16 protein-coding genes and 1 other RNA gene are annotated in these 20446 nt (G+C 49.8%); 3 read left to right on the top strand and 14 right to left on the bottom strand.

What is annotated here, in order from left to right; translation table 11 throughout:
• Window positions 1-2 precede the first annotated feature (2 nt).
• The 12 genes from AC3QL0_RS02960 to rnpB all read right to left on the bottom strand — a co-directional run bounded on the left by AC3QL0_RS02960 (window position 3) and on the right by rnpB (window position 14355).
• Window positions 3-953, bottom strand: a complete 951-nt coding sequence (locus AC3QL0_RS02960) for a D-alanine--D-alanine ligase (RefSeq protein ID WP_493010011.1) — start codon at window positions 951-953, stop codon at window positions 3-5.
• Entirely contained in the window at window positions 950-2356 is a 1407-nt protein-coding gene (murC, locus tag AC3QL0_RS02955) for a UDP-N-acetylmuramate--L-alanine ligase (protein WP_493010010.1), read from the bottom strand. Before murC ends, AC3QL0_RS02960 begins: the two co-directional genes overlap by 4 nt.
• Window positions 2353-3423, bottom strand: coding sequence for an undecaprenyldiphospho-muramoylpentapeptide beta-N-acetylglucosaminyltransferase (gene murG / locus AC3QL0_RS02950; RefSeq protein ID WP_493010009.1), 1071 nt, complete (start codon window positions 3421-3423; stop codon window positions 2353-2355). Before murG ends, murC begins: the two co-directional genes overlap by 4 nt.
• Window positions 3420-4613, bottom strand: coding sequence for a putative lipid II flippase FtsW (gene ftsW, locus AC3QL0_RS02945; protein WP_493010008.1), 1194 nt, complete (start codon window positions 4611-4613; stop codon window positions 3420-3422). Before ftsW ends, murG begins: the two co-directional genes overlap by 4 nt.
• A complete protein-coding gene (gene murD / locus AC3QL0_RS02940) occupies window positions 4610-6103 on the bottom strand; it encodes a UDP-N-acetylmuramoyl-L-alanine--D-glutamate ligase (protein ID WP_493010932.1) in 1494 nt (497 codons plus the stop codon). The genes ftsW and murD overlap by 4 nt, the downstream gene beginning before the upstream one ends.
• Window positions 6100-7272 carry a phospho-N-acetylmuramoyl-pentapeptide-transferase gene (gene mraY / locus AC3QL0_RS02935; RefSeq protein ID WP_493010007.1) on the bottom strand — a complete coding sequence of 391 codons (1173 nt, stop codon included), beginning with the start codon at window positions 7270-7272 and terminating at the stop codon, window positions 6100-6102. The genes murD and mraY overlap by 4 nt, the downstream gene beginning before the upstream one ends.
• Complete coding sequence (gene murF, locus AC3QL0_RS02930; RefSeq protein WP_493010006.1) at window positions 7262-10051, bottom strand: bifunctional UDP-N-acetylmuramoyl-L-alanyl-D-glutamate--2,6-diaminopimelate ligase MurE/UDP-N-acetylmuramoyl-tripeptide--D-alanyl-D-alanine ligase MurF; 2790 nt, start codon at window positions 10049-10051, stop codon at window positions 7262-7264. Before murF ends, mraY begins: the two co-directional genes overlap by 11 nt.
• Window positions 10051-11784 carry a peptidoglycan D,D-transpeptidase FtsI family protein gene (locus AC3QL0_RS02925; RefSeq protein WP_493010005.1) on the bottom strand — a complete coding sequence of 578 codons (1734 nt, stop codon included), beginning with the start codon at window positions 11782-11784 and terminating at the stop codon, window positions 10051-10053. Before AC3QL0_RS02925 ends, murF begins: the two co-directional genes overlap by 1 nt.
• Before the next feature lies 1 nt (window position 11785).
• Entirely contained in the window at window positions 11786-12082 is a 297-nt protein-coding gene (gene ftsL / locus AC3QL0_RS02920; RefSeq protein WP_135862464.1) for a cell division protein FtsL, read from the bottom strand.
• Window positions 12079-13137: a 16S rRNA (cytosine(1402)-N(4))-methyltransferase RsmH gene (rsmH, locus tag AC3QL0_RS02915; RefSeq protein ID WP_493010004.1), complete on the bottom strand. Its 1059-nt coding sequence runs from the start codon at window positions 13135-13137 to the stop codon at window positions 12079-12081. Before rsmH ends, ftsL begins: the two co-directional genes overlap by 4 nt.
• An 8-nt stretch (window positions 13138-13145) precedes the next feature.
• Window positions 13146-13577 (bottom strand): division/cell wall cluster transcriptional repressor MraZ, encoded by a 432-nt coding sequence (mraZ, locus tag AC3QL0_RS02910; RefSeq protein ID WP_135862468.1) that lies wholly within the window; start codon window positions 13575-13577, stop codon window positions 13146-13148.
• Window positions 13578-13959: 382 nt separating this feature from the next.
• An RNA gene (gene rnpB / locus AC3QL0_RS02905) (RNase P RNA component class A) lies at window positions 13960-14355 on the bottom strand.
• Between the two features lie 65 nt (window positions 14356-14420).
• Here rnpB and AC3QL0_RS02900 point away from each other — a divergent pair.
• Window positions 14421-16229: an ATP-binding cassette domain-containing protein gene (locus AC3QL0_RS02900; RefSeq protein WP_493010003.1), complete on the top strand. Its 1809-nt coding sequence runs from the start codon at window positions 14421-14423 to the stop codon at window positions 16227-16229.
• 31 nt (window positions 16230-16260) lie between these two features.
• Here AC3QL0_RS02900 and pyrC read toward each other — a convergent pair whose 3' ends face one another.
• The gene (pyrC, locus tag AC3QL0_RS02895) at window positions 16261-17319 is read right to left on the bottom strand and encodes a dihydroorotase (RefSeq protein WP_493010002.1); all 1059 of its coding nucleotides are present in this window, start codon (window positions 17317-17319) and stop codon (window positions 16261-16263) included.
• Between the two features lie 255 nt (window positions 17320-17574).
• Between pyrC and AC3QL0_RS02890 the strand changes: the two genes are divergently transcribed.
• The gene (locus AC3QL0_RS02890; RefSeq protein ID WP_135866657.1) at window positions 17575-17847 is read left to right on the top strand and encodes an SWIB/MDM2 domain-containing protein; all 273 of its coding nucleotides are present in this window, start codon (window positions 17575-17577) and stop codon (window positions 17845-17847) included.
• 192 nt (window positions 17848-18039) lie between these two features.
• Here the strand turns inward: AC3QL0_RS02890 and AC3QL0_RS02885 are convergent, their stop codons facing one another.
• A complete protein-coding gene (locus tag AC3QL0_RS02885) occupies window positions 18040-18402 on the bottom strand; it encodes a DUF4870 family protein (RefSeq protein ID WP_493010001.1) in 363 nt (120 codons plus the stop codon).
• 669 nt (window positions 18403-19071) lie between these two features.
• Between AC3QL0_RS02885 and AC3QL0_RS02880 the strand changes: the two genes are divergently transcribed.
• Window positions 19072-20418, top strand: coding sequence for an alanine/glycine:cation symporter family protein (locus AC3QL0_RS02880; protein WP_493010000.1), 1347 nt, complete (start codon window positions 19072-19074; stop codon window positions 20416-20418).
• Window positions 20419-20446: the final 28 nt, after the last annotated feature.

The following is a 20446-nucleotide window of genomic DNA, read 5'->3' as shown; positions in this document are numbered from 1 at the left end:
TCCTATTTCTCAAGACGTGCTACAGCACGCACTTTCAAGCTAGCCATAGACAGAATCTGCACACACAGATCCGCATAACTAATGCCTTCCGCCTTAGCGGCCATCGGTACTAAAGAGTGGCTGGTCATGCCTGGGGAGGTATTGATCTCCAACAGCCAAGGGCGGTTCTGATCATCCAACATAAAGTCAGCACGTGCCCAACCTTCACAATTCAGCGCCAAGAAAGCCTGACGAGTGATTTCTCGAATTTCCTGACTCAAGGCTTCAGGCAAATTAGCAGGACAGAAGTACTGTGTTTCATTACTGATGTATTTGTGCTCGAAGTCGTAATTACCACCTGGTGCTACGATCTCAATCACAGGCAATGCACGAGCACTTTCACCCACGCCCAAAACAGGCACAGTCAGCTCACGGCCTTTAATGAAACGCTCAGCCAACACATGGTCAAAGCGAGCAGCCAAGGCGTAGCCCGCAGAAATCTGCTCTACGCTATCAATTTTGGAGAAACCTACAGTAGAACCTTCGTGCTGTGGCTTCATAATGAAAGGCAAACCTAAGCGCTGTTCCAGACCAGCCAGTTCAGCATCGCTATCCAGCAACTCGAATGCAGGTGTAGGCAAACCTTTCTGCATCCAAATGCACTTAGTCATGACTTTATCCATGGCCACGCTAGATGCCATCACACCGCTGCCGGTGTAAGGAATGCCCAGCATTTCCAACGCACCTTGCAAAGTACCGTCTTCACCATAACGGCCGTGAAGTGCGATGAATACGCGATCAAATTTTTGCTCGGCCAACTCGGCTAACGAGCGCTCACCGGTATCAAACAAATGGGCGTCTACACCTTTGCTACGCAAGGCGTCATACACACCCTGACCAGACATCAGAGAAACTTCACGTTCAGCGGAATGGCCACCGTACAGTACGCCAACTTTACCAAAACTCTGCGTCATTCTATTTCCCCTAAACGTGCGGGGACACGACTGATGCTACCTGCACCCATCGTGATCACCACATCACCATCACGTACAAAATCCAATATGGCTCGTGGCAGCTCTTCGATTTCTGCCACAAACACAGGCTCCACTCGGCCTGCTACACGAATAGCTCTGGCCAAGGAACGACCATCAGCCGCTACCAGTGGTTTCTCACCTGCGGCATACACTTCGGTTAGCAAGACAGCATCCGCATTACCTAGCACGCTCACGAAGTCTTCAAAACAATCGCGGGTACGGGTGTAACGGTGCGGTTGGAAGGCCAAAACAATGCGTCTTTCAGGCCACGCGCCACGCGCAGCCGCTAATGTAGCAGCCATCTCGTTGGGATGATGACCGTAATCATCAATTACCGTAAAGCTGCCACCACCATTGCGCTCAGGCACATCAAAATCACCCACTTGCGAGAATCTACGACCTACGCCGGTGAACTCGCTGAGTGCTTTAGCGATAACAGCATCTGGTACGCCTAGCTCGGTAGCAACGGCAATCGCTGCCAAGGCATTCAATACATTATGGTTGCCTGGCAAGTTCAGCACGATGGACAGCGTAGGCAACATGCCCGTACTACCTTGACGCTCTACGTCAAAGTGCATGCATGTACCCACACAGCGCAAATTCACTGCTCGTACTTGTGCAGGCTGCTCAATACCATAGGTAGTTACTGGACGTGATACGAAAGGAATAATCTCGCGCACATTGGCATCATCCATGCACAACACGGCACTGCCATAAAACGGCAGTCGGTGTGTGAAGTCGATAAATGCACTTTTTAAGCGCGCCACATCGTGACCATAGGTGTCCATATGGTCTACATCGATGTTGGTGATGATCGCCATCACAGGCAACAGGCTCAGGAAGGAAGCATCTGACTCATCTGCCTCTACCACAATGTAGTCACCCTGACCCAAACGCGCATTGGCACCAGCCGAATTCAAACGGCCACCAATCACAAACGTAGGATCCAAGTCACCAGCGGCCAACACACTGGCTACCAGACTGGTAGTCGTGGTTTTCCCATGCGTACCTGCTACGGCAATGCCGCGTTTTAATCGCATGAGCTCAGCCAACATCAACGCACGTGGCACCACGGGGATGCGTGCGGCACGTGCTGCTAATACTTCTGGGTTATCACCGGCAATAGCGGTAGAGGTCACAATTGCCCCCATACCTTGCACGTTCTCGGCATTGTGGCCAATCACAATGTTCGCACCCAGTTCTGACAGGCGGCGCGTAATAGCGCTTTCCTGTATGTCCGACCCACTCACCGCATAACCAAGGTTCAACATCACCTCGGCAATACCGCTCATGCCTGAGCCGCCTATCCCTACAAAATGTATATGTTTAATGCGGTGCTTCATACCGCCCTCCTTACCAACTGTTCGCACGCATTCGCGATTTGTTCTGTTGCGTGCAACTGGGCGTGTTCTTGCGCATGGACACCCGTGCGCAGTAATTCATCATGGGTTCTTTCTGTTAGCCACTGTGCCAACCACTCAACAGTGAACTCTCGTTGTGGCTGCAACCATGCAGCACCACAACCTGCCAAATACTGAGCATTTGCCGTTTGGTGATCATCAATTGCATGTGGCAATGGAATGAACAACGCCGGCACCCCAGCCGCCGCGACTTCTGCGACGGTCATTGCACCAGCGCGACAGATTAGCAAATCTGCCTGTGCCATGGCTTGCGCCATATCACCAATAAAGGCTGCGCACTCTGCTTTGACTCCAGCATCTGCATAACGCTTGCGCACATCATCAATGTGTTGCTTGCCTGCTTGATGCAATACTTCGGGTCGCTGCGCTGGATCTATAGCCGCCAATGCAGCAGGAATAGTTTTGTTCAGCACAGCAGCACCTAAGCTACCACCCACCACCAACAGCTTCAGCTTGCCTTGACGGCCAGCCAAACGCTGTTCAGGAGGAGCTACATTACGGAACGCTGCGCGCACTGGGTTGCCCACCATCACAGCACCGGGCAATGCCCCCGGAAAACCTACTAGTGTTTTGCTCGCCAGCTTACCCAACCAACGGTTAGCCGTACCCGCTACTGCGTTTTGCTCGTGTATGACCAGCGGAATACGCTTCATGGCAGCCATCAAGCCACCAGGAAACGCCACGTATCCACCCATGCCTAGTACGACATCAGGCTGTACACGTTTCAACACACCGGCTGCAGCGCTACATGCTTTGAATAACGTCAATGGCAATTTAACTAGCGTGCCTACCCCTTTGCCGCGTACACCAGCAAAGCGCAATGGCTCTAAGGTAAAACCATGCTCAGGCACCAACTCACCTTCCATACGGTCTGGGTGCCCCATCCATACCACGCGCCAGCCACGTGCACGCATTTCATGCGCCACCGCCAAACCTGGCATGATGTGCCCACCTGTACCACCCGCCATGATTAACAGGGTTTTGCTCATGTGCGTTTCCCCCTCATCAAATTGCGGTTTTCATAATCCACGCGCAACATAATGGCAAAGGCCACCAAGTTGGCAATAATCCCGGAACCACCATAGCTCACCATAGGCAGAGTCAAACCTTTAGTCGGCAACAAGCCCAAACACACACCAATATTGATAAAGGCCTGCACGCCAAACCAAATGGCCACTCCTTGTGCCACCATGGCATTGAACTGTCTATCCATCGCCAAGGCTTGGCGGCCAATTTCAAAACCGCGCCATACGATGAAACCAAAGAGCAAAATGAGAACGGCTACACCAACAAAACCTAGCTCCTCACCAATCACAGCCACAATAAAGTCAGTATGGGCTTCAGGCAGGTAATGCAGTTTTTCTACGCTAGACCCCAAACCTACGCCAAACCACTCACCACGCCCTAAAGCGATCAACGAGTGTGACAACTGGTACGCACTACCGTACGCATTGTCTGGGTTCCACGGGTCCAAATACACAAAAATACGCTCTCTACGCCATGGCGATAGCCAGATCAGCAGCAAGAAACTCACCACCATGCTACCCAAGAGGCTTGCGAACAATTTCACGTTCAAGCCACCGATGAAGATAATGCCCACAGCAATCGCCACGATCACCATGAACGCCCCCAAGTCAGGCTCCATCAACAGCAGCAAACCTACGCCAGCTAGCGTCATTGCCATAGGCAAGAAACCGCGCAAGAAGGTTTGCATATGTTCTTTTTTACGAACGGTATAATCAGCAGCAAACAGCAAAATCGCCACTTTCATCAGTTCCGAAGGCTGAAAGTTCACTGGCCCTAATGGCAACCAACGTCGCGCACCGTTCACCTCACGCCCAATACCAGGCACCAAGACCACCATCAACATCACCACTGCCAATAAGAACAGTGGAATAGCCAACTTGTGCCACACTCGCATTGGCAAATTCACTGCCAGCAAAGCGAACACCAAGCCTATGGTCAAAAAGATCACATGGCGTACGACAAAGTAGTAACGTCCATAGCTTTCATAGCGCGGGCCATCTGCCAACGCGATAGAAGCCGAATACACCATCAGCAAGCCAAATGCCGCCAACACCACGCCAGCTGCCAGCAATGCAACATCAAATGCCGGCAACGCTGTGCGGCCAGGCCGAACAGCGTTCACGCTAGAGGTCAGGTCGGCAAATAGACTCATGCTACCTCTCCCTCATCCAGTGCTAGTTCTTGCACCACTTCCACAAAACAGTGGCCACGGTGCTCGTAGCTTTTGAACATATCGAAACTGGCACAAGCCGGTGACAACAGCACCATGCCATGTTCAGGTGCACGCTCGTAGGCCATACGTACGGCTTCATCCAGCGACGAAGCATGCACTATAGGTGTGGTGGACTCTTGCTGTAAGGCTTTTTCCAAAATAGGTGCATCGCGGCCAATCAACACCACCGCTACCACAGCCGATTTAGCCACTGCTTGTGCCAATGGCGTGAAATCCTGCCCTTTACCTTCACCACCAGCAATCAGCACCATAGGCTGATCAAAACCCTGTAAGGCAGCTACTGTAGAACCTACGTTAGTACCTTTGCTGTCGTTGATGAATTGCACACCTTGAATATGGCGAATCAGCTCTACACGGTGTGGCTCACCTGCGTATTTACGCAGAGCATCTAATGCAGGCTCCCAATCCAGACCAGCTGCACGAACCAATGCCAATGCAGCTTGGGCATTCATCAAATTATGTTGACCACGGATACGCAATGCTGTGCCGGGAATCAAAGCCTGCACTGCAGTAGCGGGTTGTCGTTCGCCTTGGTTAGGTTCTGGTTCGCCAACAGCTAGCCAACTTAAGCTAGATTCGTCTTGCAAACCCATATCGCCTTGCAATACAGGAGCACTTGCACCAAAAGAGCGTACATGAGGAGCACGCACATCGCTGACCATGGCTACTATAGCCGCATCATCTCTATTCACAATGTGGCACTTAGCAAAGCTAAACACGCGAGCTTTCTCAGCCACGTAAGCCTCCATAGAACCATGCCAATCTAAGTGATCCTGACTAATATTCAGTACACATGCCGCATCAGCACGCAATGAATGCAGACTATGCAGCTGGAAGCTAGAGAGCTCTAACACCCAAGCCTCTGGCAAGGTGTCAGCATTCAAATGCTGTCGTAGTGCCGCAATCGTTGCTGGGCTAATATTGCCCGCAGCGACCGCAGACATACCCGCGCACTCAAACATAAAGCGTGTCAGCGCTGTGACGGTGGTTTTGCCATTAGTACCTGTAATTGCGACCACTTTAGGCTGATAGCCTTGCTCGGCCATGTCATTTAATGCACGAGCAAACAACTCTGTTTCATTCAGGGTATCAATGCCCTGCTGTGCAGCATAAGCCAACAACTCTTTGACACCTGCCTGCTCAGGAGACAAGCCGGGGCTAATCACTACGCTATGCACACCATCCAACACGGAGTTTTCCAAGGCTTGTGTACCTAGGCACAAACTCACTTGTTGTGGAAACTCTTCCTGCAACGCTTGCGCCGCTGCATTCGTTGCGCGCGTATCCGCCAAGCGTACAGAAACGCCTCGCTCTACACACCAGCGCGCCGCAGCCATACCAGACTCCCCCAACCCCAGAACTAGGGTCAGGCCGTCGATACGCAACGAGGGGAAGTGATAGTTGTTCATCGTAATTTCAGTGTCGATAAACCAATCATGACCAGCATGATGGTGATAATCCAAAAACGTACTACTACTTGGGTTTCTTTCCAGCCGCTTACTTCAAAGTGGTGATGCAATGGGGCCATCCTAAAGAACCGCCTACCTTCGCCATACCGCCTTTTGGTGTACTTGAACCACATCACTTGCATCATGACGGACAAGGTTTCTACTACGAACACACCGCCCATGATGAAGAACACTATTTCCTGACGTACGATCACGGCGATAGTACCCAAGGCACCACCTAAAGCCAGAGCGCCCACGTCACCCATAAATACTTGTGCTGGGTACGCGTTAAACCACAAGAACGCTAACCCTGCCCCACCTATTGCCGCACAAATCACCATCAGCTCGGAAGCGCCTGGAATATAGGGGAACAGCAGGTACTTGGAGTAATCCACACGACCTACTACGTAAGCAAAAATACCCAATGCAGCGCCCACCATCACAGTAGGCATAATGGCTAAACCATCTAAACCATCGGTCAGGTTTACGGCATTACTGGAACCCACAATCACAAACCAGGTCAGTGCCACAAAGCCGAACACACCCAGTGGATAACTCACGCTCTTGAAAAATGGAACAATCAAGTCAGCACGAGTAGGCAATGACATCGTGAAACCACTCATTACCCAATCTTTAAACAAAGGCCACAGGTCTACGGTTGCTGGAGCAGACACCGCAAAACTCAAGTACACCGCCGCCACAATACCTATTAGTGCTTGCCAGAAGAATTTCTGGCGTGAGGACATACCTTCTGGATCATGATTCACGACTTTTTTGTAGTCATCAGCCCAACCAATCCAACCAAAACCGAAGGTCACCAACAACACTACCCACACGAAACGGTTAGTCCAGTCGGCCCACAACAAGGTACTGATACCTACGGAGATCAGGATCAACACACCACCCATTGTTGGTGTGCCATTTTTCTGCAGGTGAGACTCAGGCCCATAGCTGCGCACAGCTTGGCCTATCTTCATTTCTGTCAATTTACGGATCACCCAAGGCCCGCACCACAACCCAATGATCAAGGATGTGGCAGCAGCCAGCAACGCTCGCAGGGTAATGTATTCAAATACCCCGAAAGCGCGTACGTGTGAATCCGCGAGCCAACGTGACAGCTCAAGAAGCATTCTGAGCTCCCTCTGTTATTGCAAAATGTTGTTCCAATGCCTGCACCGCACGCTCCATTCGTGCTGTACGCGACCCTTTAACCAATACATGGGCTGGCATCAAAGCGATCAACTGCTTTTGCAAATCCTCCATGCTTTCAAAATGTTCTGCATCATCACCATAAGCCTCGGCTGCAAACATCGCATCAGAGCCTATGACCAATAGGTGTTGAATACCGCGCTCTTTTGCGTACTGACCTACCTCAGCATGCGCTGCTTGGCGAGTCTCGCCAATTTCGCCCATATTGCCCAATACCAATACCGTACGGCCGTCTAGTTCGGCCAGCACATCAATAGCGGCACGTACCGAGTCAGGATTAGCGTTATAGCTGTCATCAATCAATTGGTAGCCTTCTACCACTGATTTAGGCTGCATGCGACCACTCACAGGCTTAAAGGTCTGTAAGCCAGCAACTACAGCTGATAACTCAGCGCCTGCAGCTACCGCACACGCTGTAGCAGCCAAAGCGTTACGCAAATTATGTACGCCAGGAACTGGCAGCTTGATGGCTACATCTTCAGCTTGAACGTGCAGTTGGAAACGTGTGTGCGCTGGATTCACTTGAATGCTTTCTGCATACACAGCCAACCCGTCACCGAAACCAAAGGTCAGCACTTTTTTGCCAGCAGCCAAGTCTTGCCATAATGCAGTGTAGGCATCGTCACCAGGGAACACAGCAATACCGTCTTCGGACAGATAGCTGAAAACACTGCCGTTTTCTTCTGCCACTGCCTGTACAGTGTGCATAAATTCTTGGTGTTCGCGCTGGGCGTTATTCACCAATGCAATAGTTGGTCTGGCCACATCAGCCAATACCGCAATTTCGCCAGGATGATTCATGCCCAACTCAAACACAGCTGCTTGATGGGTATCACGCAAACGCAATACTGACAGCGGCACACCCAAATCATTGTTCAGATTGCCAAGCGTAGCGACGAAATTATCCGCGCCCAAGCTTTCACGCAGAATCGCGGCGATCATTTCTTTGGTGGTAGTTTTGCCATTGCTACCACACACAGCAATCACAGGAATAGAGAAACGCTGACGCCACACCTTAGCAATGCGCAACAACGCTTGACGCGTATCACCCACCACAAACTGAGGCAAGTTTATCTCTGGCTGTCGGTATTCAACCAATGCCGCACATGCTCCTTTTTCAGCAACTTGCTGCAAATAGGTATGGCCGTCAAATTGTTCACCACGCACAGCTACAAACAAGTTTTGTGGCTGCAATTGGCGACTGTCTGTGCACAGATCTACGCCTTTCAACCATGTCAGAGCAAAAGCAGCCCACTGACGATCATCAAACACATGACGTTCGCCTGCTACTTCTTGGTAATCCTCATGGCCTTTACCAGCAATCAATACTACGTCGGCAGCTTCAGCACTCCACAATGCTTGCAGAATGGCTTGTGCACGGTCCTCAATAACTTCGTGCTCGCCCTCAATACCTTGCACAATTTGCGCAATGATATGTTCAGGGTTTTCTGACCGTGGGTTATCGGTAGTCACGATCACGGTATCCGCCAATCGCGCAGCAATACCACCCATCAACGGACGCTTAGCAGTGTCTCTATCACCACCACAACCAAACACACATACCAACTTACCACCACGTACCTGCGCTACGGCGCGCAGTGCCACCAAGGCACGCTCCAGTGCATCGGGGGTATGTGCGTAATCCACAACCGCCAGCGGTAATGGCATAGCACGGTTAGCAATACTCAAGGACTTAGCAATTTCCAAGCGACCAGGAACAGGGCCTAGCGTTGCCATCAAACGAGCAATTTTCGCTACAGGCCAACCTAGTTCTTGCAACACACCAGAAACCAGCAGCAAGTTAGCTACGTTATGCTCACCCAACAAACGGGTCAGAATTTGAGCGGTGCCGTGTGACGTAACCAAGTTAAAAACTTGACCATCACCACCAATATGCACGTCATCCCCAAACACATCCGCCTCACGGCTTTGTAGGGAGTACGAAATTTTTCTGGCTTCAGTGGATGTTGCCAACACGGTTTGACCAAAAGCATCATCCGCATTAATTACCATGCTTTCCAAACCTGGCCATTGGAATAGCGTTGCTTTGGCAGCTTGGTAGTTCTCAAACGTCAGGTGGTAATCCAAATGGTCGTGAGACAAATTAGTCAATGCAGCAATGGCAATGTGTACGCCATCCAAGCGGCCCTGAACAATGCCAATAGACGACGCTTCTAAGGCTACTAAGTTTGCACCAGCTTCGCGCAGTTTGGCCAAACTACGATGCATCGTCAGCACATCAGGTGTAGTCAGTTTGCCACCCAAGTTCGTGCCGTCTGGCAACGTCACACCTAGCGTACCAATGGTTCCGCAAGGCACTTCTGAATTATTTAGTGCCGCAGCTATCCACTGCACGCTGGATGTTTTGCCGTTTGTACCAGTGACAGCGATAACCTTCATCTGCTCAGAAGGTCGTCCCCACCATTGGTGAGCCACATCGCCCAGCACATCGGTTAGGTTCGCGACATCCAATACAGGTACATCGACATTAGCAGGTTGGTCGCTTTGCTCACGCACCACCGCTGTAGCACCATTTGCTACAGCATTCGCAATGAAATCGCGTCCATCACCACTTATGCCAGGACATGCAAAAAACACATCCCCTTTTTCAATCTGACGGGAGTCCAAGCACAACTGGGCCGATGACGACACCTGCTGATGCAACCACTCCAAAATTTGGTTAGTTGTTTTATTTATCATTATTCACCTCTCTTGGCACTTACAGCCACCAACGACTCAATCGGTGCATCTGGCTGCACACCCATTCTGCGCAAACTGTTGGCAACAATTTCAGAAAATACGGGAGCCGCGATCAAACCACCGAAGTAACCGCCTGCTCTAGGCTCATCAATACTGACCGCAACAACAATGCGTGGATCGGTAGCAGGAGCAAAGCCTACGAATGAACTTCTATAGCTTGATCTACTGTACTTACCATCCACAATTTTTCGTGCTGTACCACTTTTACCGGCAACGGTGTAACCCTTCACCTGCGCTAGCCTAGCCCCCTCTGGGCCTGCCGCTGCTTGCAACATACGGCGTACTTCTTGCGCTACTTCTGGGGTGTATACCTGTACGCTAGAGGGCTGTGTATCACGCTTAAGCAACGACAACGACACCACATCGCCGTTACGCGCAAAGGCCGTATAGGCCTGTGCGATCTGAAGCAACGATGCTGACAACCCATAGCCGTACGCCATGGTGGCTCGCTCAATAGGGCGCCAGCGCTCCCATGGACGCAGCCTACCTGCTGCTGCACCAGGAAAAGGCGTATGCGGCACACGACCGAAGCCCAGTTCATTAAATTTGTTCCACATCTCTTCAGAGGTAAGTCGCTCTGAAATCATGGCCATCCCAATATTGCTGGATCGACGCAAAATACCTGCAGCATCCAACGTACCGTTGTGACGGCTCACGTCAGTAATGGTTGCCCCTTGATAGCGATACGTACCATTACCTGTATTAAATTTAGTTTCTGTTGTGATCTTTTTATTATCTAGCGCCAGCGCTACGGTGAATGGCTTCATGATAGAGCCAGGTTCAAACGTATCCGTTAATACACGGTTACGCAGTGCACCGCCTTTACGATCAGCGCGATCATTAGGGTCATACGTAGGCAAGTTCACCAATGCCAACACTTCACCTGTTTGCACATCCAACACAATCGCTGCTGCGGCTGCCGCTTTATTTGTTTCTACGGCATTTTTCAGGACTGAGTAGGTGTCGTACTGCATACCGGCATCTACTGAAAGACGCAGATCGGTACCATGCACAGGAGGAATAGCGTCACGCACATCTTCCACAATACGACCTAGACGGTCACGAATCACACGTCGCGAACCTGATTGGCCTGACAGTTCAGCATTGAATGCCAGTTCAATTCCCTCAATACCTTGGTCTTCAATATTAGTAAAACCAATAATGTGAGCTACGCTCTCGCCCTCTGGGTAAGAGCGGCGCATTTCGTCTTGCTGGTGAATACCTGGAATACGCAACGCAGCAACTTCTGCTGCTACATCCATATCAAGTTGGCGACGAATATAAACAAAGTTTTTGTCTTCAATATCCAGGCGTTTCTGCACATCAGCCACAGGCATTTCCAGCAACGCAGCGAGCGCAGCCACCTGTTCTGGCGTTGCGCGACGCGCATCTTCAGGAATTGCCCACACAGCTTTCACTGGCACACTACTTGCCAGCACTACGTTCCCAGTACGATCAAATACCTTGCCACGCATAGGTGGCAATTCAATCGTACGTTGGTAGCGGCGCTCGCCTTGCTGTTGCAAAAACTCGGTAGAAAGCCCCTGTAAATACAGCGCTTTACCCAACAAAGCCATGAAACCAATCATGACCATCAACAAAACCAACTTCGCCCGCCACATGGGCAGGCGACCTTCTAGGACCGGATTATCGTGATAACCAAAGCGTTTCATGCTAATCCTCCTCATCGCTAGAAGATAAGGAACTTAGCTGCTGCCCCCGTAAATACACAGTACGATCGGGGGTTCCAGTTACCATCTGCAAGTCTTTGCGTGCGACTTGATCAATACGAGCATTGCGGGTCAATTCTGCCCGTTCTAACTGTAGACGACGCCACTCTATATCTAGAGCTTGCGCTTGGTTGCGCAAACGTTCTACCGCCACATAGCCCTCACGCGCCTGATAACGAGCCGTTACCAAGGAAATGGCTGACAACATCAACGCCAACGCGAGGAGCAGACGGATAGTCATCTACGCTTCCCCTTTTTCTCTGTACCACCTGCTGCATAAGCCTTAACAGCCTCTAGCTTGGTTTGCCAGTCGGCGTCCAAAGGTGTAGTGGTACGTTCGGCCACACGCAGTACCGCAGAGCGTGCGCGCACATTATGTTGAACCTCAGTGTCATCAGGCAACACGCGACCCAATGACTGCAACCAAGGTTGCGGCATGTCTTTTTCAGCAATTGGAAGACGCGAGTGCACCATAGCCGGCTTTGATGCCGCGGCCATGAATTGCTTCACCAAGCGATCTTCCAATGAGTGAAAGCTGATCACCGCTAAACGCCCCCCTGGGTTAAGTAGCTCCAGAATTAACGGGAGCGCATGCGCAAGCTCCTCGAGCTCGCGGTTGAGGTAAATCCGTACAGCCTGGAAGGTCCTGGTGGCTGGGTGATGACCTTTTTCGCGCGAGCGGACGACACTGGCGACCAGCTCGGCGAGATCATGCGTTGTACGTAGCGGTGAGGATTCGCGGCGACTTGTAATCGCCTTTGCAATCTGGAAAGCAAACCGTTCTTCGCCATAATCTGCGATGACCTCCTTAATCTCATCGACATCGGCATGAGCCAACCACTCAGCGGCAGTCGGCCCCCTACTGTTATCCATGCGCATATCCAATGGGCCATTACGCATGAACGAGAAACCTCGTTCGGCATCATCTAATTGGGGGGAAGACACACCCAAGTCCATCATGACGCCATCAACGGAGTGCACGCCATGTTCGCGCAGTGCATCTACCATTGACTCAAAACCTGCATGTATTACACGTACACGCTTATCCTCTGCTGCCAGCGCATTCGCAATAGCAATAGCTTCAGGATCTTTATCTATGACAAACAAACGAGAATCGGCATCGACGTGGCGTAGCAATTCTCGACTATGACCACCACGTCCAAACGTGGCATCAACAAATACACCGGACCTATACGTGGGTTCCGGACGGTACTCTGGCCTCCGCGCCATAAATACGGGATTCACCAGAGCCGCTACCGTAGGCTCCAAGAGAACGGAACGATGCTGTAGCTCCATTAGCCGACTCAGAAAGAAAACTGTTCAAATACATCAGACATCATGCCTTCAGCCAGTTCGGCTGCTTGGCGACGCTCCAGTTCGGCACTATTCCACAGTTCGAAATGACCACCCAAACCCAATAACATGGCATCACGATCCAGCCCTACGGCCGTACGTAATTCAGGGGCAATCAAAATCCGTCCAGCAGAATCCATGTCCACATCCTGTGCGCTACCCAGCATCAAACGCTGCAATGCACGAGCTGACATGGGGAACGCTGCAATCTGTTGGCGCTTTTCTTCCCACACAGATCGTGGGTACATCAAAAGACAACCATCAGGGTGCCGCGTCAAAGTGAGTTGTCCCTGTTCCGCCGATAACAAGGCGTCACGGTGCCTGGTCGGAATCGCAATTCGACCTTTAGCATCCAACGTGAGTGCATTGCTTCCTTGGAACATGCTCTTTTTCCCACTTTTTTACACAAAAACCTACTTTTCCCCACTCTAAGCCATGCCGTCATCAAGGTCAAGACGCAAACGCATTTTTTTCCAATGACAACAAACACTTAGCTGACTTTCTTAGAAAAGTTCGATTTTAAAATATCCCTATAAATCAATAAATTGCATTCCAATCTAAAAGTTGTTTATTAGGAGAAAGTGGAAAACACCTCTCAAAAACTTGCATTTCCTCACAATTGACAGGCTTTGACACAGGAAAAGTGCACACACGTGCAGAGCCCACTGTGCGAACGCAGTACGGAAGAAAAAAAGGGGATTTTGGGAAGAAGAAGAAGAAGAAGAAGAAGAAGAAGAAGAAGAAGAAGAAGAAGAAGAAGAAGAAGTGTGAGACAGGCCTATAGGCCGGATTCTGTAAACCAGCACGCTGGTCGGCAATCATTCATCTTGGTATGCCATTACTGACACACTCTAGCCATCTACCCGCATACTCGAGCGGGCCGCCCTTTGAACACAAGGTTCACGTATGCCTATTTGATGTTGCTCCGGATAGAGGTTACCGCGTTTCACCCTGCAACGACTGCCTTACTAGAAGGCAAAGTAACGGAGATAGCCGTTACTGTGCACAACATGTTGTGCCCTCGTCGCAGTCTCGTCTCTGTGGCCCTGTTCCTCGACTCGCAGACCGAAGCCCACTTATCGGACGGCTGTTAGCCGCTATCCTGCCCTACGGAGTCCGGACCTTCCTCGATATTGCTACCGCGATTGCCCAGCCTGCCTCACAAATGTATTGTAACCTGCGACAATAGCAATATCAGACTTTCTTCAGATTTTTTACGGAGCAGCATGTCAAGCAATCTGGTCACCCTTTCTGGGATACATCTGGCGTTTGGCCATCATGCCTTGCTGGATAACGCAAGCCTCACCATTCACTCTGGTGAGCGTTACGGTTTAATTGGTCGCAATGGCGCAGGAAAATCGTCGCTATTAAAGCTTATTGACGGCAGATTGCTGCCTGATGACGGCCAAATCATGCGCAGCAGTGGGCTGCGCGTGGCCACCGTCGAGCAAGAACCAGACCTGCCTCCGGACGAACAAATCTACGATTTTCTCTGCGGCGACTACACCGAAACAGAGGATTGGCAACGCCCAGCCAAAATCAGTGCGTTGATGGATCAGTTGGGTTTACCTAACGATGCACTGATAGGTTCGCTGTCAGGAGGCATGCGTAAGCGTGTAGCGTTGGCTCAAGCCTTAAGCAATGAGCCCGATCTACTCCTATTAGACGAACCCACTAACCATTTAGACTTCGACGGTATTTTGTGGCTGGAGCAGTTACTAAAAAGCTTCCGTGGCAGCGTCATTGTGATCACCCACGACAGGGACTTCCTTGATAGCGTCAGCTCACACATTATCGAGCTAGACCGCGGTCAACTTTTTAGCTTTCCTGGTAACTTCAGTCGCTGGCAAGAACGTAAAGCCGAATGGCTACAAGCCGAATCCCAACAGCAAGCCAAGTTTGATAAATTCCTGGCACAGGAAGAGGTGTGGATTCGCACCGGCGTACAAGCACGTCGCACGCGTGATGAAGGCCGTGTACGCCGATTAGAGTCATTGCGCAGAGAACGCGCTGCACGCCGTGAGCGCATGGGCAACGTTCGCTTAGCCATCTCTGAAGGCAAACGCTCTGGCAAACTGGTTGCTGAAGCTGAAAACATTACTCATGGTTTTGACGAGCGCCTGCTCATCAACAATTTCTCTACCGTGCTAATGCGTGGTGACAAAATCGGCCTGATTGGTGCAAATGGCGCAGGTAAAACAACACTGTTGCAAATACTGTTGGGCAAATTATCACCAAACTCCGGCCAAATCCGTCATGGCACTAACCTAACAGTAGGTTATTTCGACCAAATGCGTAGTTCTTTGGACGAAAACGCCACTTTGGCCGAAACCATTAGCCCCGGAACCGAATGGGTAGAGATTGGCGACCAGCGTAAACACGTAATGAGCTATCTGGAAGACTTCCTCTTCCCTCCAGCTCGCGCGAATTCCCCTGTACGCTCTCTATCCGGCGGCGAACGCGCTCGCTTGGCATTAGCACGCATGTTTGCTCAACCCACCAATATTCTGGTGCTAGACGAACCTACTAACGACTTGGATATTGAAACCCTTGAGTTGCTAGAAGATCTACTACAAGAATATCAAGGCACCGTTTTGCTGGTGAGCCACGATAGACGTTTCTTAAACAACATCGTGACTCAAGTTATAGCCGCTGAAGGCAATGGCAAATGGGGTGAGTATGTGGGTGGCTATGATGAGTGGCTACTACAACGCCCCACTCCGGCAACTGAGTCTACCACTACGACCGTTCTCGCAACTGCCTCTGATAAAGAGAAAACAGCTTCCAAGGCTAATCGCAACCAGAAACTAGCCCCATGGGAGAGAAAAGAACTGGATGCACTGCCAGAGAAAATTGCTCAACTGGAAAGCAAACAGGCAGAGTTAGCTGCCAAACTCAGTGATCCAGATTTGTACAAAGATGGTAACGATGCCGCACAAACAGTACAAAGCTCTCTAGAAGCACTAGAAGCTGAGCTACTACAACTTTTCGAACGCTGGGAGGCGTTGGAAGAAAAGGCACAGGCTGGGCAATAAAAAAAGGGGCTTTATGCCCCTTTTTTTATTATTATGCGCTAGTCACTGACCAAGCTAACTTTCTACCATTTGCTAATGGCACAAGTATCTCATTGCCCAACTGTAACTGGTCGGGAATTTCAAACTCTTGTCGTTGCAACGTAATGGTGTCTGTATTCACTGGCAAACCATAAAATGCAGGGCCATTCTCACAGGCAAAAGCTTGCAGTTTATCCAGCTTACCTACAGCATCAAAGGCTTCTGCGTATAGCTCCATAGCATGCAGAGCTGTATAACAGCCAGCACAGCCACAATCTTGTTCTTTACGGCCACGAACATGTGGCGCACTATCTGTACCCAAGAAGAAACGCGTAGAACCACCTGTTGCAGCTTCCACCAGCGCTAACCTATGTTTTTCACGCTTCAATACAGGCAAGCAGTACCAATGTGGACGCAGGCCGCCGCTGAAAATAGCATTGCGGTTATACAGCAAGTGCTGTGGGGTAATGGTCGCACCAATAGCACCTTCTGCTTGACTCACATATGCCACCCCTTCTGCTGTGGTCAAATGCTCAAACACGACTTTGAGCTCGGGGAACTGTTTACGCAGCGGGATCATAATGCGATCAATAAACACGGCCTCTCTATCAAACAAATCCACGGAAGGGTCTGTCACTTCACCGTGCACCAACAATGGCAAGCCACACTCTTGCATCGCTTCCAATGCCGCACCACAGTAACGCAACACATCCGTTACGCCTGCATCTGAATTGGTTGTAGCACCAGCCGGGTACAGTTTTACCCCATACACCACACCCGACTCACTCGCTCGACGAATTTCCTCAGCTGTTGTGTTGTTCGTCAAATACAAGGTCATCAATGGCTGAAAACGACTGGTCGGAGCCGTTTTATGCAGAGCATCTACAATACGCTGATGATAAGCCACAGCTTGAGCTGCCGTAGTCACTGGCGGAGTCAGGTTAGGCATAACAATGGCACGACCAAATTGTGCTGCTGTGTGACCTACAACGGCCTCTAACATGGCACCATCACGCAAGTGCACATGCCAATCATCTGGGCGGGGAATCGTTAGGGTATTAGTAAGTGTCATAAAATCGGTTCTATCCAAAAAAGCCTATGCTTTGTTCTGGGTCATCGCCATTGAGCGCATCATTGACATTATGCAACAGTCGCTGAAGTTCTGCAGCGCGTAAGCCCGTAAAACATCAGGGCTTCTGACCCGATTCAAACAGTAACAAATCTCCCCCCTCCTGATGATTGGCCTATAGGGAAGCACGAGTTATGCTGCTACTGTACGATTTAGCAGCACTGTGGCATTTCTTTCAATTTTCTCGGAGCTCTATTCATGGCCAATAGTAAAAAACCTGCCAGTAAACCCAACACTGGATTCATGAAGCCACTTACCCCCAGCCCTGCTCTGGCAGCTGTAATTGGTCCCGAAGCTGTACCGCGCACAGAAGTTACCAAGAAAATCTGGGAATACATCAAGAAACACAACCTCCAGGACGCTTCTAACCGCCGCAACATCAACGCTGACGCTAAACTCAAAAAAGTACTAGGCAAAGATCAAGTCAACATGTTTGAACTAAGCAAACTGCTGAGCGCTCATTTAAAATAAGCCCCTCGCACTGGAATCCCAGACTACCCGCCACCATGGCGGGTATTTTTTATACAGATGCGACACAATCAACAAACGAGTGGTATGCCGCATGGCAGCAACTCCCCACACCAGCACTATGCTCTCATCACCCTAAAAAGAATCAGGCCCTGAATCGTCAGGGCCTGATGCATTTTTTCTGTGTGCTGCGGATTATTCAAATTCCGGGCTTTGGCCATTCCAATGAGCCAACCAACCTTTCACAATACGAAAGATAATCCATACCAAGGTAACTACCCCAGTAATCCAACCTATGAAAATAAAAGTGAGTAGGACGCTTACGCACATCCATAACAAACCCCACCAGAAGGTTTTAATTGCCCAATCTAAATGTGCAGCATAAATGGTTCCTGCCGCATCACTACGTTTGTAATACGCTAGAACAATGGAAGCAATAATACTTGCACCAAAAACACCCATGCTCACGATACCAATTGCGAACAAAGCATATACAACATGCACAATGGTACGGAACGGCAAGCCCTGTTCGGTTTCAGACTGGTTCAGTTGAGTCATGCATACCTCCAAAAACATAAAATAGCAGCAGGCACCACAAGGGTGCGGCACTGTTAAGCATTGTAAACGCTTAATGATCATTCGCAGAGTATCAGGCAACGAAGAATGATGCATCTATACACCATCAAACAGCGCAGCATGCCCAAAAGCTGTTCTACATCAGCCTCTAAGCGGCTTATTCTTCCTTGTGCATCGTAGGATATGATGTGTAGCTTTCCTGATACGAGCCCCCCACTTACCGCATTTCACACCCAGGAAGAGAGCCCTGCTTTATCCTGCATCGTGCTGATAAAATATTCTACAGCGTACAAAACCATAAGAATAGCATTTAACTTATTGCATTTATTTTATCCGTAATTAGGTTAAATCATTGCATGCGAAAACCAATACTAATTATTCATTTGAATAGAAAAGGTATTTCACTATATAAAAAATAAGTATTTAATTTTTTCTGCTGTAACTAGCCTCAATAATTAATATCGCCGTTATACAGCATGGTAATCATATATATACCGTAACTCCAAAATGCTCTCTTCTTATCTAAATTTATTTAGTGTTATTTATGTTGTTTCATAATTTTTTTTAAATATGCTACATACCCCTATTCTCTGATTCGAACTGCTCATGGTAAAAGTGGTAAATCTAACTAAAACACACTTGAGGGATAACATGGAAAAGCTACAGGCTGTTTTTGAAACAGTAGGCGGTTGGGTATGGGGGCCAGCAATGTTGATCTTGCTGGTAGGTACAGGTGTATTACTCACTGTACGACTCAGGGGGCTGCAATTTACCAAACTACCCATGGCGTTACGCCAAGCCTTCACTCGCACTCCCGGGCAGGAGAAAGAGCCTGGCGATGTTTCTCACTTTGGTGCACTAATGACAGCTCTGTCAGCAACCATCGGTACTGGTAACATTGCGGGTGTAGCAACCGCCGTGGTATTAGGTGGCCCTGGCGCCGTATTCTGGATGTGGATCACTGCTATTTTTGGTATGGCCACTAAATATGCAGAAGGTATCTTGGCAGTGCATTACCGTATCACCGATGCACGCGGCGAAATGGCTGGCGGTCCTATGTACTACATCGAACGCGGCCTAAACATGAAATGGCTTGCTGTACTATTCGCCATTTTTGCTGTAGTAGCGTCATTTGGTATTGGCAGCTCTGTGCAATCTAACTCGGTTGCTGAGTCTATCTACACCAGCTTTGGCATTGAACACGCCCTGACAGGGATCGTGCTGACTATTCTTACTGCCGTGGTAATTTTGGGTGGTATTAAAAGTATCGCTCGCGCCGCATCCGTCATCGTACCTGTAATGGCAGTGGTTTACGTGCTAGGCGGTTTGATCATTATTCTGTTCAACCTTGAAAAACTGCTACCTGCATTGAGCTTGATTTTTACAGACGCTTTCACAGGTAGTGCTGTGGCTGGTGGTGCTCTAGGTACAGTAATTCGTTACGGTGTTGCCCGTGGCGTATTTTCCAACGAAGCTGGTATGGGTTCTGCTCCTATCGCTGCCGCTGCGGCTAAAACAGACCATGCAGGTCGCCAAGCGCTAGTATCCATGACAGGTACATTCTTAGACACCATCATAGTGTGTTCTATCACTGGTATCGTTCTTGTTATGGCTGGTCAGTACGCTGATGGCAGCACAGGCGCAGCACTGACCACACATAGTTTCAATGCTATGTTGCCTGGTTGGGGTGGCTACATCGTTACTTTTGGTCTAGTATTTTTTGCCTACAGTACGATTCTGGGCTGGTGCTACTATGGTGAAAAATGTGCTGCCTACTTGCTAGGTACTCGTGCTGTACTGCCATACCGTGTGGTATACGTTGCATCCGTAATGATGGGTACTATAGCCAGTCTGGATCTGGTCTGGGCCGCATCGGATACCTTCAATGGCTTAATGGCTATTCCTAACTTGATTGCCTTGCTGTTATTGTCAGGAGTAGTTGTTAAAGAAACCAAAGATTTCTTTAACAAAATCGAAAAAGGTGAGCTGCCTAAGTAAAGCTCACAAATGTAGCCTCGCGCTAAAA

Source organism: Paenalcaligenes sp. GW821-LYS-B07-1 (assembly GCF_058803365.1).
The sequence above is the reverse complement of the archived record's forward strand: the minus strand, read 5'-3'. Positions and strand labels throughout refer to the sequence as shown.